This is a genomic window from Sinomonas notoginsengisoli, assembly GCF_021554725.1.
In the GTDB taxonomy this organism is placed as follows: Bacteria; Actinomycetota; Actinomycetes; order Actinomycetales; family Micrococcaceae; genus Sinomonas; species Sinomonas notoginsengisoli.
Genome location: NZ_JAIZDP010000001.1, coordinates 47,821 through 60,182, shown reverse-complemented (window position 1 = coordinate 60,182; position 12,362 = coordinate 47,821). Strand labels below are relative to the sequence as shown.

At 66.1% G+C, this 12,362-nt stretch carries 11 protein-coding genes; 5 read left to right on the top strand and 6 right to left on the bottom strand.

Annotated elements, in window-relative coordinates:
• Positions 1-598: 598 nt before the first annotated feature.
• Positions 599-1,438: a hypothetical protein gene (locus LF262_RS00255; RefSeq protein WP_235778299.1), complete on the top strand. Its 840-nt coding sequence runs from the start codon at positions 599-601 to the stop codon at positions 1,436-1,438.
• Positions 1,428-2,390, top strand: a complete 963-nt coding sequence (locus LF262_RS00250; RefSeq protein WP_235778298.1) for an ROK family protein — start codon at positions 1,428-1,430, stop codon at positions 2,388-2,390. Before LF262_RS00255 ends, LF262_RS00250 begins: the two co-directional genes overlap by 11 nt.
• A gap of 218 nt (positions 2,391-2,608) precedes the next feature.
• On the opposite strand, the gene LF262_RS00245 is transcribed toward LF262_RS00250, so the two are convergent.
• Genes LF262_RS00245 through glnA form a run of 3 tightly spaced genes read right to left on the bottom strand, consistent with a single transcriptional unit; the run spans position 2,609 to position 7,387 of the window.
• Entirely contained in the window at positions 2,609-2,935 is a 327-nt protein-coding gene (locus LF262_RS00245) for a cupin domain-containing protein (RefSeq protein ID WP_235778297.1), read from the bottom strand.
• A 55-nt stretch (positions 2,936-2,990) separates the two neighbouring features.
• Positions 2,991-6,038 (bottom strand): bifunctional [glutamine synthetase] adenylyltransferase/[glutamine synthetase]-adenylyl-L-tyrosine phosphorylase, encoded by a 3,048-nt coding sequence (locus tag LF262_RS00240; protein WP_235778296.1) that lies wholly within the window; start codon positions 6,036-6,038, stop codon positions 2,991-2,993.
• An 8-nt stretch (positions 6,039-6,046) separates the two neighbouring features.
• Positions 6,047-7,387: a type I glutamate--ammonia ligase gene (gene glnA, locus LF262_RS00235; protein ID WP_235778295.1), complete on the bottom strand. Its 1,341-nt coding sequence runs from the start codon at positions 7,385-7,387 to the stop codon at positions 6,047-6,049.
• Between the two features lie 74 nt (positions 7,388-7,461).
• On the opposite strand from glnA, the gene panB reads away from it, so the two are divergent.
• Positions 7,462-8,331 carry a 3-methyl-2-oxobutanoate hydroxymethyltransferase gene (gene panB, locus LF262_RS00230; RefSeq protein ID WP_235778294.1) on the top strand — a complete coding sequence of 290 codons (870 nt, stop codon included), beginning with the start codon at positions 7,462-7,464 and terminating at the stop codon, positions 8,329-8,331.
• A gap of 21 nt (positions 8,332-8,352) precedes the next feature.
• Here the strand turns inward: panB and LF262_RS00225 are convergent, their stop codons facing one another.
• A complete protein-coding gene (locus LF262_RS00225) occupies positions 8,353-8,541 on the bottom strand; it encodes an SPOR domain-containing protein (protein WP_235778293.1) in 189 nt (62 codons plus the stop codon).
• A 67-nt stretch (positions 8,542-8,608) separates the two neighbouring features.
• On the opposite strand from LF262_RS00225, the gene map reads away from it, so the two are divergent.
• Positions 8,609-9,487: a type I methionyl aminopeptidase gene (map, locus tag LF262_RS00220; RefSeq protein ID WP_235778292.1), complete on the top strand. Its 879-nt coding sequence runs from the start codon at positions 8,609-8,611 to the stop codon at positions 9,485-9,487.
• Between the two features lie 54 nt (positions 9,488-9,541).
• A complete protein-coding gene (ppgK, locus tag LF262_RS00215; protein ID WP_235778291.1) occupies positions 9,542-10,345 on the top strand; it encodes a polyphosphate--glucose phosphotransferase in 804 nt (267 codons plus the stop codon).
• A gap of 31 nt (positions 10,346-10,376) precedes the next feature.
• Here ppgK and nrdR read toward each other — a convergent pair whose 3' ends face one another.
• Together nrdR and hisD are read right to left on the bottom strand one after the other, a co-directional pair.
• Positions 10,377-10,868: a transcriptional regulator NrdR gene (gene nrdR, locus LF262_RS00210; protein WP_235778290.1), complete on the bottom strand. Its 492-nt coding sequence runs from the start codon at positions 10,866-10,868 to the stop codon at positions 10,377-10,379.
• A 92-nt stretch (positions 10,869-10,960) separates the two neighbouring features.
• Positions 10,961-12,340 carry a histidinol dehydrogenase gene (gene hisD / locus LF262_RS00205; RefSeq protein WP_235778289.1) on the bottom strand — a complete coding sequence of 460 codons (1,380 nt, stop codon included), beginning with the start codon at positions 12,338-12,340 and terminating at the stop codon, positions 10,961-10,963.
• Positions 12,341-12,362 lie beyond the last annotated feature (22 nt).

Sequence of the window (12,362 nt, the reverse complement as noted above, 5' to 3'; positions counted from 1 at the left end):
ATGCGACGCGACGAGCACCCGGGCACCGAGTCGGAGCGGTTCAAGACGAGATGCGCCCCTGACTGGAAGGGCTGTCAGACCACCGATCGTCATGAAGCGCATACGGATTGACTGGCATATGGCTGGTCAACTGCCAGTGGACCCCGCGTGGTGTCAAGGCGCCGTTGTGAACGCCTAGGACACCTGGGGGGTGATCGAAGGAGTATCACCACCCCTGACCGGTGAAGGAACGCTCCAAGGCCCTCCTCGGAAGGACGTTCGAACCAATCTCTTCGGGACCGCTCATTAGGCCCAAACCCTCATTCCTTAAGCGTTGAACTCGTGCAAAGGCCTCACTTACGACCGCCACCGTTCTGGTAAGCCGAGCCCGAGCGAGCTCGCGTCGTGCAGTTCCCTCGTGACCCGGGCCTTGTCATATTCCTCTCGGGCTCCTAGTCTGCACACTGTAATCACTTCGGCCCCGCGGGGGAGATCTTGCCGGCACGACCGCGAGTCCATGTATGTTCAGGCACTCAAATTCTGGTCCTATATCACGCGATCATCTCGCGAGAATCCCGTTCGATTAGGCAAATCTGCGATCTAGAGGGGCGAGGAAACAATGAAGGTTGTTCGCATTGCTGACGTCGAGCGAGTAGATCGGCCCAGTTTCGAAAACTACGATGATTGGCTTGACCAGACATGGCATGGCGACAAGCGGGAGTTGAGGCCGGGGCGTTTCCTTCATCATCAAGCGGACCTCAAATCCGAGTTCGAGCAGTCCGAGTTTTGGCTCGGCGTCCAACGCAGCTTGCCCATGTGGGAGCAAGACTACGCACAGGAGAACCATCACAGACTCTTCTCGGGCACCAACCCGGCACCGCTCAATCTGAAGCCTTGGAAGTCCTTTCTCAACAAGACCTGGCGTGAAAACGTGAAAAACAACGCAAATTGGCCGGATGCCCCAAATTCAGGATGGGTCCTCCCCGACACATGGTTTGAAAAGTTCTGGGACATTATCCGGACCAGATTCACCGTCAACTACCTAGATGGCGTTTCGTTCCTCGTAGAACGAATTGAAAGGCACGCTAAATCGCTCGGCCTACAGGTGCAGGTGGAAACCAAGGCTAAGGATACGGGCTACTATGCGATGCACGTTAGGGTTCCCCAAGAATTCAAGGGGCTCGATCTGGATTACGTCGGCCCTGAACTACGTACGAGCGAAGTCGAGATTCAAGTGACAACAGCCTTGCAGGAGATGGTCGACAACCTGACTCACCGTCATTTTGAACGGTCCCGTGAAACGATGGACCCGGTTCGAGGGCCTTGGCAATGGGATTACAGGGGCGCGGAGTTTGGCGTGTATTACCTTGGTCACGTCGTGCATTGGGTGGAGGGCATGATTATGGCGGTACGAGACACACAAATTAGCAGCGACGGGAAGGATGACATTGAAGCGTGACACCCTCGCCGTCGGGTATGCCGTAACGCATGAATACCTTTACGTCAGTTCTGTCATGCCTGACGGTCTTCTGAAGGCTAAAGAACGACTGAAGATTCCCGGCGATCTTCAGACTCCGGACCAGATTGTCGATATGATCGCGGACCACGTGACCTCCTCGTTCGACGACAGCCCTTCCGCAATCGGCGTATCAGTGGGGGGCCATGTTGAACATGCGAAGGGCCTCGTTAGGTATGCACCGGACCTGGCACCCCACGGGAGGCATTGGAAGAACGTTGACGTGAGCTCGCAGCTCCAAGATCGCACTGGATTACCAAACTATGTCGATAACGACGTGAACTGTATGGTCTCCGATCTGCTGACCACGGAAGGTCTCGCAGGCGTCAACGACCTCGTCGTGATTTACATCGCCGAGGAGGGCCACGGCCTTGGAAGCGCCTTGGTGGCGGGTGGCGAGATTGTGCGGGGATCGTCCGGTGGAGCTGGCGAATTCGGACATGTCACGATACAACCAGCCGGAGCTAGATGTCGTTGCGGGTCGAGAGGATGCCTAGAAGCCCTTCTGTCGGTTGAGACTCTTGCACGAGAAATTAATTGGGGAGGTAGGCACGGCGTCTCCACCATGGCAGAAGCCGCATCGCTGGTGGAGGGAGGAGTTGTTGTCGCGCAGACGGCTTTTCGACGCGCGGGAAGAAATTTCGGGCAAGGCTTAGCCGTTCTCGTGAATCTCCTGAATCCGGAAAGAATCTTGGTAGGAGGCCCTGGACCCTATTTCTCCGAGGTTGACTGGCCCTCGGCTAACGAATTGTTTCAGGCCGAATTTGAGGCTGCCGTGGCGGACTACAGCTTCAGCGATCTACAGGATGGATGCAAGGTGGACGTGGTCCAACTCGGCCCGGAAACGGCAGCCTCAGGCGCAGCCCGAATGGCGCTCAGCAGGGAAGGCGTCTGAAGACTACTCCGCGTCGCGCCGTCTCCCTTGGTCTCGGGGAGGTGCCCTGCGTCTCAGCGACTCCGCTCCCGAGCCAAATACCCTCAAGGAGCTCTACTTCGGCTGCTGACCCCACCGCGGCTCCGTTCCGCGCACGACCGCGCCCCCGTCCTACCGCTGCACCTGCGGAACGGGCGGGGGCGCCGTCGTACTTGGTGGACGAAGCCAACCGCCACGTCCTAGCCCGCAACGGTGGTGAGCACCCCGGTGGAGTCGCCCTCGGCAGTGACGTCATGCGTCGGCCCAGGGAGGATGCCGATCTGGCCTGCGACGAGCCTGACCTCCGCCGTCTGCGAGCGGACCACGAAAGTTCCGGTGAGGACGTGGAGGGTCGCCGCGGCGGGCTTGGCGTGGTCGCCGAGCACTTGGCCGTCCACGATGGCCAGGAGCGTGTGGCGCAGGAGGCCGTCCCGCAGCAGGGCCCGGGCGCTGCGCCCATGGGGACTCTTCCGTGCACGCTCGAGCTCGTCCTCGGCTGCCTGCACCACGTTGATCAGTTCGTGCATCGTTTCCCTTTCCTCCTGTGGTTCACAGTGCTGCCTGTGACTGGCAAGCGGCGCATCACTGGCCCGCTGCGTAGAAGCGCCGTTCGAAGACGTGCCGTGCCCGGCGGGTGACGTTGAGATAGTGCTGTTCGAACGCGGTCGCCGCCTCGGGCGGGTAGCCGCACCACCGCGCAACAGCCTTGAGGTCGCGCCGGGATGTGGGCACCAGGTCGGAGGCACGGCCGCTCCACGCGACGTTCGCGCTGCGGATGCGGCTCGCCAGGCGCCACGCCTCGGCGAGGAGTTCCGCCTCCTTCGACGGAATGAATCCAAGGTCCGTGGCGGCCGAGAGCGCCTCCAGGGTGCCCGTGGTCCGCAGCTGCGGATATCTCGCGGCGTGCTGGAGCTGGATGAGCTGCACGAGCCACTCGACGTCGCTCAACCCTCCGCGGCCGAGCTTGACGTGGCGCGAGGGATCGGCACCGCGCGGCAGCCGCTCAGACTCGACCCGGGCCTTGATCCGGCGGATCTCCCTGACCTGGCCGGCGGACAGCTCCTCGGGGTACCGCACAGTGTCCACGAGGGCCATGAAGTCTCGGGCCAGGGCATCGTCGCCGGCCATCGGCCGAGCACGCAGGAGCGCCTGGGCCTCCCAGACAAGGGCCCAGCGCCTGTAGTACTCAGCGAACGATTCGATCGAGCGCACCAGCGGGCCGTTCTTCCCCTCGGGCCGGAGATCGGCGTCCAGGGACAGGACCCGCTCGGCGAGGACCGGGGGCTTGAGCGGCTGGGTCAGGAGTGCGGAGAGGCTCGCGACGATCGCTAGCGCCTGGCGCTGGGCGGCGTCGGAGTCCACGCCCGGCAGGGGCCGGTGCACGTAGATCACGTCCGCGTCCGAGCTGTAGCCGATTTCCCGGCCGCCCTGACGACCCATGGCGACGACGAGCACATGGGTGAGCAGCGCGCCGTCGGCCGCTTCCGCCTCGCCCTCGGCAACGCGCAGAGCGCCGAGCACGGCCGCCTGGTCGGCGTCCGAGAGAGCACGTCCCACGGACTCCGTGTCCAGGACCCCCGAGCTGTCGGCGAGGGCGATCCGCAGAATCTCCCGACGGCGGATGAGCCTGACGAGGCGCATGGCCGCCGAGCGCTCCGCATGGCGGGAGAGCTTCGACTGGATCTCCTGCCACTGGGCCTCGAGGGAGAGGGGCGCGAGCTCGCTGTCGCTTCCGAGCCATTTGACGGACTCCGGGGAGACTTCGAGGAGATCGGCGATGAGGCGTGAATCGGCGAGCACGTGGGAGAGACGTTCGGCGGCGGCGGCAGAGTCCCGCAGCAGGCCGAGGTACCAGTGGGTGGCGCCCAGGGCCTCGCTCACGCGGCGGAAGGCGAGCAGTCCGGCGTCGGGGTCCGCGCCTTCGGCGATCCAGCCCAAGAGCACCGGCAGGAGCTGGCGCTGCAGGGCAGCACGCCGGCTCACACCCGCCGTGAGCGCCTCGATGTGGCGCGCGGCGCCCTGTGGGTCCCGGTAGCCGAGTGCCGCGAGGCGCGCCTGGGCCGCCTCGGGGGTGAGCTTGGCCTCGGCCGGACTCAAGTGGGCCACCGTGTTCAGGAGCGGTCGGTAGAAGATCTGCTCGTGCAGCTCACGGACGCGGCGCTTGGTCCGGTGCCACGTGTCCAGGAGCTGTTCCGGGGTCGAGCGGCCCGTTTCGAGGACGCCCTGCATGGAGCGTGCGAGGGCTCGGAGTGCATCCTCGGACGTGGGCATGAGGTGGGTCCTACGGAGCTTCGACAGCTGCAGGCGGTGTTCGAGGAGTCGCAGGTACCGGTAGGAGGAGTCAAACTCGGCTGCGGCTGTCCGTCCGATGTAGCCGCCTGCCGCGAGCGCCGCGATGGCCGAGGTCGTGTCCCTCACCCTCAGCGACTCATCGGTGCGCCCGTGGACCAGCTGGAGCAGCTGGACCGTGAATTCAACGTCCCGCAGACCTCCTGCCCCTAGCTTGATCTGCCGGTCCGCCTCGGCTGCGGGGATGTTGTCGGTGACGCGGCGCCGCATCGCCTGGGTCGACTCGACGAATCCGTCGCGACCCGCAGAAGCCCACACGAGGGGGCCGACGGCGTCCTCGTAGCGTGAGCCGAGGCCCCGGTCGCCTGCGATGCATCGGGCCTTCAGGAGTGCCTGGAATTCCCAGCTGTCCGCCCACCGGTTGTAGTAGGCCAGATGCGAATCGAGCGTCCGTACAAGCGGCCCGTCGCGGCCCTCCGGCCTCAGGTTCGCGTCCACCTGCCACAGCGCGGGTTCCCGGCCCGGGGACCACACGGCGCGGACCATGCCCGCGGCGAGCATTGTCCCGATCTGGACCGCTCGCGCGGGATCGATCTCCCCCGGACCCTGCCCCGCGCCGTCGGCCTCGATGACGTAGAGGACGTCGACGTCCGAGATGTAGTTGAGCTCGCGGGCCCCGCACTTGCCCATTCCGATGACGGCGAGGGCGACGGCGGCGACATCCTCGCGCCCGAAGCTCGACGCTGCCTCGGCGCGGGAAACGGCGAGGCCAGCCTCGAGGGCTGCGCCGGCCAAGTCGGCCAGCTCGGCGGCCGCGGCGGTCAGGAAGTCGGTCGGTGACGCCGCGCCGAGGTCGCGCAGAGCGAGTTCGCAGAGGCGCCGCCGGTACGCGATCCGCAGTGCCTCGTGCGCCTTCGGGCCGGTGGACGCCGCGACGGGACGCATGGACCTGGGGTCGGCCCCGACTGCCGTGAGGAGCGACTCCCTGAGCATCTGCGGGTCTGCAGGTGCCGGCTCGGCAGAGAGCGGGGTATCGAACACCTCCGTGTGTTCCGGGTGGCGGATGAGGAACTCGCCGAGGGCCTCGGACGCGCCGAGAAGCCGGAACAGCGGCTCGCTGCGGCCGATCCCCGCCTCGACGAGCCCGCGCACCTGCGGACGGCGCTCGATGAGCCGCACAAGGGACAGGAGCGCGGCATCGGGGTCGGGGGCGACGGCAAGCCCCTCGAGGAGCACCCCCGTATCGACGCCCTCAAGCTCTCGGGCCGCGAGGAACCGCTCTGCCCTGTCGGGGTCAGCTGAGCCGAGGGAGATGAGGCGGCGCGTCAGACTCGGAGCCACGCCGCACCTCAGAGGATGCCGAGGTTGCGGTACAGCTCGTAGGGGGTGACCTCGAGCCGGTACTCGTTCCACTCCTGCCGCTTGTTCCGCAGGAAGTACTCGAAGACCTGCTCGCCGAGGATGTCCGCCATCAGCTCGGACTCCTCCATGGCGTTGATGGCGTCGTGGAGGCTCGCTGGCAGCGGCGAGTGGCCGAGGATGCGCCGTTCGGCGTTGGTGAGGGCCGAAATGTCGTCGTCGGTTGCGGCCGGCAGGTCGTATTCCTCCTCGATGCCCTTCAGGCCAGCTCCCAGGAGGACGGCGTAGGAGAGATACGGGTTCGTGGCCGAGTCGATCCCGCGGTACTCGATCCGCCCGCTCTGGGCCTTGCCCGGCTTGTACAGCGGAACGCGGACCAGGGCGGAGCGGTTGTTGTGGCCCCAGCTCAGGTAGCTCGGTGCCTCTCCGCCGCCCCACAGGCGCTTGTAGGAGTTCACGAACTGGTTGGTCACGGCGGTGAACTCGTTCGCGTGGCGCAGCAGCCCCGCCATGAAGTGTCGGGCCGTCTTGGACAACTGGAACTCGGCCCCTGCCTCATGGAAGGCGTTGCTGTCTCCCTCGAAGAGCGAGAAGTGCGTATGCATGCCCGAGCCGGGATGGGCCGAGAACGGTTTGGGCATGAACGTCGCATACGAGTCCTGCTGGAGCGCGACCTCCTTGACCACCGTACGGAAGGTCATGATGTTGTCCGCAGTCTGGAGGGCATCCGCGTAGCGCAGGTCGATCTCGTTCTGCCCCGGGCCGCCCTCATGGTGGGAGAACTCGACCGAGATGCCCACCGATTCGAGCATGTTGACCACAGTCCGCCGGAAGTCCTGGGCGACGCCGCCCGGCACGTGGTCGAAGTAGCCACCCTGGTCCACGGGCACGGGCGCGCCGTCCAAACCCAGACGGTCCGACTCGAGGAGGTAGAACTCGATCTCAGGATGCGTGTAGCACGTGAACCCCATCTCGGAGGCCTTCGCCAGGGTGCGCTTGAGAACATTGCGGGGGTCCGCCGGGGAGGGCTCGCCGTCCGGGGTGAGGATGTCGCAGAACATGCGGGAGGTCGGCTCGGTCTCGCCGCGCCATGGCAGGATCTGGAACGTCGAGGGGTCGGGCTGCAGGAGCATGTCAGACTCGGACACGCGCGCGAGCCCCTCGATCGAGGAGCCGTCGAAGCCGAGCCCTTCCTCGAAGGCGCCTTCCACCTCGGCCGGTGCGAGCGCCACCGACTTGAGCGACCCGACCACGTCCGTGAACCAGAGCCGGACAAACCGGACGTCACGTTCTTCGATGGTCCGGAGCACGAACTCCTGCTGACGATTCATGGGTCTTTACATCCTTATGGCTCGGGCCCTGCACGCTCCCCCCACTCTACTGTCGCATCGACTAGTCTCGTGCTATGGCCCCGACGAATCCTGACGAGTCTGCCGCGCCGTATGGGAGCGGTCCCGCACTCACGCCGCGGACCGGGCGCACTCGCGTGCACCACCTTGCCCAGCTCAAAAACCGAGGCGAGCACTTCGCGATGCTCACCGCCTACGACCAGTACACGGCCCAGATCTTCGACGAGGCCGGCATTGAGGTACTCCTCGTCGGGGACTCCGCGGCGAACAACGTCTTCGGATTCGAGACGTCACTGCCCGTCACAGTCGACGAGCTCATTCCGCTCGTGCGGGCGGTCGCCACGTCTGCACCGCATGCCCTCGTCGTCGCCGACTTCCCGTTCGGCAGCTACGAGGCTGCCCCCGCGCAGGCCGTCGCAACCGGCGTGCGGTTCCTCAAGGAGGGTTTGGCCCACGCGGTGAAACTCGAGGGTGGGGCGTACTACGCGGACACGGTCCGTGCGATGGTACAGGCCGGAATCCCCGTGATGGCGCATATTGGCTTCACACCGCAGAGCGAGCACGCGCTCGGTGGATATCGGGTGCAGGGGCGAGGCGAAAACGCTGTGCGGCTGGTCGAAGATGCCAAGGCGCTCGAAGCCGCCGGCGCGTTCTGTGTGCTCATGGAGATGGTCCCGGCCGATACCGCCGCAGCCATCGACGCCGCGCTGACGGTCCCGACCATCGGCATCGGAGCCGGAAGAGCGACGACCGGCCAAGTCCTCGTCTGGCAGGACATGGCGGGCCTGCGCGGCGGGCCGGGCGAGAAGGTCGCGAAGTTCGTCAAACGCTACGCGGACCTCCGCACGACCCTCCTCGACGCCGCACGGCAGTACCGTCAGGACGTCCGCTCGGGCGAGTTCCCGGGACCGGAGCACAGCTTCTGAAGCCCTCGGCAGTGCCCTTGATCAGTCGCTGTCGCTCCATCCGTCGCCGTTTGCGTCGCCCGGATCCCAGGCTTGGTTGCGTTCCCTGACCTTCTCGAGCGCCTTCTCGGCTTCCGCACGCGTCTTGTAGGGGCCGAGGAGCTGCGTGTAGTCGCTCTGGGCGTCTTCCTCGACCTCGTGTGTGCGGACGTTGTACCAGTACTCGACCATCGGAATTCCTTTCCGGGGGCCCGGCGAAAACGAGGCCCGCTCTCCCCTCGGCTAGTAGACTCACCCTATGCCTTCAACCCCTTCCACGGCACCCGTGGGCACACTGGAGCGCGGCGCGGTGAGCCCAATCCTGCCCGTCCCTGATTCGATTCCCCGTCCCGAGTACGCGTGGAAGAAGGCACCCGCAAAGTACACCGGATCGAACGTGCTCTCCGCGGACACCATTGAGAAGGTTCGCGCGGCCGGGAAGGTCGCCGCACAGGCCATCGTGGAAGTGGGCCAGCACATCCGGCCGGGCGTCACGACCGACGACCTGGACCGCGTGGGCCATGAGTTCCTCATCGACCACGGTGCGTATCCCTCGACACTGGGCTACCGCGGGTTCTCCAAGTCCCTGTGCACTTCGGTGAATGAGGTCATCTGCCATGGCATCCCGGACACCACCGTCCTGAACGAGGGCGACATCATCAACATCGACATCACGGCCTTCAAGGACGGGGTCCACGGCGACACCAACTACACCTTCCTCGTGGGCGATGTGGATGAGGAGTCGAGGCTGCTCGTGGAACGGACCCAGGAGTCCCTCCGCCGCGGCATCAAGGCAGTAGCCCCCGGGCGCGAGATCAATGTCATCGGCCGTGCCATCGCGGCCTACGCCAAGCGCTTCGGCTACGGTGTGGTACGTGACTTCACGGGACACGGAGTGGGCGAGGCGTTCCACACAGGCCTGATCATCCCGCACTACGACGCCGCGCCCGCCTACAGCACCCTGATGGAGCCGGGGATGGTGTTCACCATCGAGCCGATGCTCACGCTTGGCACCATCGAGTGGGACATGTGGGAGGACGATTGGACGGTCGTCACCCGTGACCGGAAGCGCACTGCACAGTTCGAGCACACGCTCGTCGTCACCGATAGCGGCGCCGAAATCCTCACACTTCCGTGATCCGCGCTTTCTCCACCCGCCCTACCCACCCCTGACCCTGCGAGAGGGCATTGCATGGCGAAGCACGAGAAGAAGAGCAAGGCCCGAGCCACGATCATCGGCATCGATATCGGTGGCACCGGCATCAAGGGCGGCATCGTCGACCTCAAGAAGGGCAAGCTCGTCGGCGAACGCTACCGCGTCGACACTCCGCAGCCTTCGACGCCCGAGGCTGTGGCAGACGCCGTCGCCCACATCGCCGAGGAGCTCGGCCGTCGGGAGGGCGCGCCGGACTCCGGTACTCCTATCGGCGTGACGTTCCCCGCAATCATCCAGCATGGTGTGGCGCGTTCCGCCGCCAACGTCGACAAGTCCTGGATCGGCTACGACGTGGACGCGGCCTTCACCGAGCGTCTCGGCCGGCCCGTCGAGGTCATCAACGACGCCGACGCCGCCGGCCTCGCCGAGGTCCGCTTCGGCGCCGGCGAGGGAATCAAGGGCACGGTCCTCGTCATCACCCTCGGCACTGGCATCGGTTCGGCGTTCGTCTTCGACGGCAGGCTCGTCCCCAACGCCGAGCTCGGGCACCTCGAGATCGATGGGCACGACGCCGAGACCAAGGCTTCCGCCGTGGCGCGAGAGCGCGAGGGCCTGAACTGGTCCGACTACTCAGTCCGCCTCCAGCGGTACTTCGAGCACGTTGAATTCCTCTTCTCCCCCGAGCTGTTCGTCGTGGGCGGCGGCATCTCCAAGAAGGCAGACGAGTACCTCCCGCACCTCAAGCTCCGCACCCCGATCGTCCCGGCGAAGCTCAAGAATGAGGCCGGGATCGTGGGGGCCGCGCTCCAGGTGGCAATTCACCACAAGCTAGCCACATAGAGGCCCTCCACCGCGGACGACGGCCAGCGAATCAGGCGGTCGCGCTTCCTGCGTGGTCCGAGTGCTCGGTTCCCTCTGCCTGCTCAGCACGCAGCAGCCCGATGGCGTCCTCGAAGTCGGTGAGGGACTCGAAGTCCTGGTACACACTCGCGAACCGCAGGTAGGCGACCTGATCGAGCCTCTTGAGAGGTCCGAGGATTGCGAGGCCGATCTCGTGGGCGCGGATCTCCGCCGAGCCAGCACCGCGGATCGTCTCCTCGACCTCCTGCGCGAGCAGCGCGAGATCGTCGTCTGTCACAGGGCGGCCTTTGCAGGCCTTCCGCACGCCGTTGATGATCTTGGTGCGGCTAAAGGGCTCGCCGGCGCCCGAGCGCTTGAGGACGGTCAGGCTCGTCGTCTCAACGGTAGTGAACCTCCTGCCGCACTCAGGGCACTGCCGGCGTCGCCGGATCGCCGAGCCGTCGTCCTGGAGCCGGCTGTCGACGACGCGGGAATCTGGGTTGCGGCAGAACGGGCAGTACACGGCATCAATGGTACGTACTGCCGGGCGTGGACCACAAGGGCAGAACCACAAGATGTAGTGTCTTGAACACTACGCGTAGGGGTAGCCAGGCCTCAACGGATCAGCGGCGCGAACCGGACGTCGACGGCATCGCCGTGGGCGGGCAGGTCCTCGGCATCAGCGAGGCTGCGGATGTGCGGGGCAACCCCCGCGAGGGCCGACTCCGAGTAGTCCACGATCTGGATCGCACGAAGGAAGGTCGTGACATTCAGGCCCGACGAGAACGCGGCCGTGCCCGAGGTCGGCAGCACGTGATTGGACCCAGCGCAGTAGTCACCCAGGCTCACAGGGCTGTAGTCCCCGACGAAGATCGCGCCCGCGCTGCGGATCCGGGCGGCGACGGCTGGAGCGTCGGCCGTCATGATCTCGAGGTGCTCCGCCGCGTACGCGTCGCACACCGCGATCCCGGCCTCAAGATCGTCGACGAGCACGACGCCGGACTGCTCGCCCGCCAGCGCCTCGACCACACGGTCACGGTGCTTCGTCTGGGCGACGAGCACCGCAAGCTGCCCGCGGACTCGCTCAGCGAGTTCAGGGGCATCAGTCACAAGCACGCTGCCAGCGCGCGGATCGTGCTCCGCCTGACTGATGAGGTCTGCCGCGACGAGCTCGGGACGGGCGCTCCCGTCGGCGAGGATGGCGATCTCGGTCGGACCGGCCTCGGCGTCGATGCCCACCACCCCCTTGACGAGCCGCTTGGCCGTCGCGACGAAGATGTTCCCCGGACCAGTCACGACGTCAACCGGCGCGATCGCTGGAAGGTCGTCCGCGCCGTCGTGCGTTCCTTGAGGGATGCCGTAGGCGAAGGCAGCAATCGCCTGCGCGCCACCGATCGCGTAGACCTCATCGATGCCCAGAAGAGCGGCCGCCGCCAGGATCGTCGGGTGCGGGAGGCCTCCGTTGTCCTTTTGGGGCGGCGAGGCCAGCGCAATCGACCGCACGCCGGCCGCATGGGCCGGGACGACGTTCATGACGACACTCGACGGGTACACGGCCAGACCACCGGGGACGTAGAGGCCGACCCGTCCGACCGGAACCCAGTGCTGGGTGACCGAGGCGCCCTCAGCGGGGTGCACCGTCACATCACCCGGCACCTGGGCCTCTGCGAAGGCCCGAGCGCGGGCAATGGACTCCTCGAGCGCGGCACGGACCGAGCCATCGAGGCCAACCAGTGCCGCCTCGATGGCGTCAGCGGGGACGCGCGGGTGCCGCTGCTCGACGCCGTCGAACTTCGCCGCGAGCTCGCCCAGTGCTGCGAAGCCCCTTCCTCGCACGTCGGAGATGATCCCGCGCACGCCCTCTTCGACGCTCGCGCCGTCCCCTGCAGTGAGCCGCGGAACCGCTGCGCGCAGTTCGGGGAGCCCGAGGCTCTGGCCGCGCAGGTCGATGGTACGGAAGGCGGGCGAGGAGGTTGAGGGAGCGCCGAAAGTCACCCATTCAGTCTAGCGGGGGGCT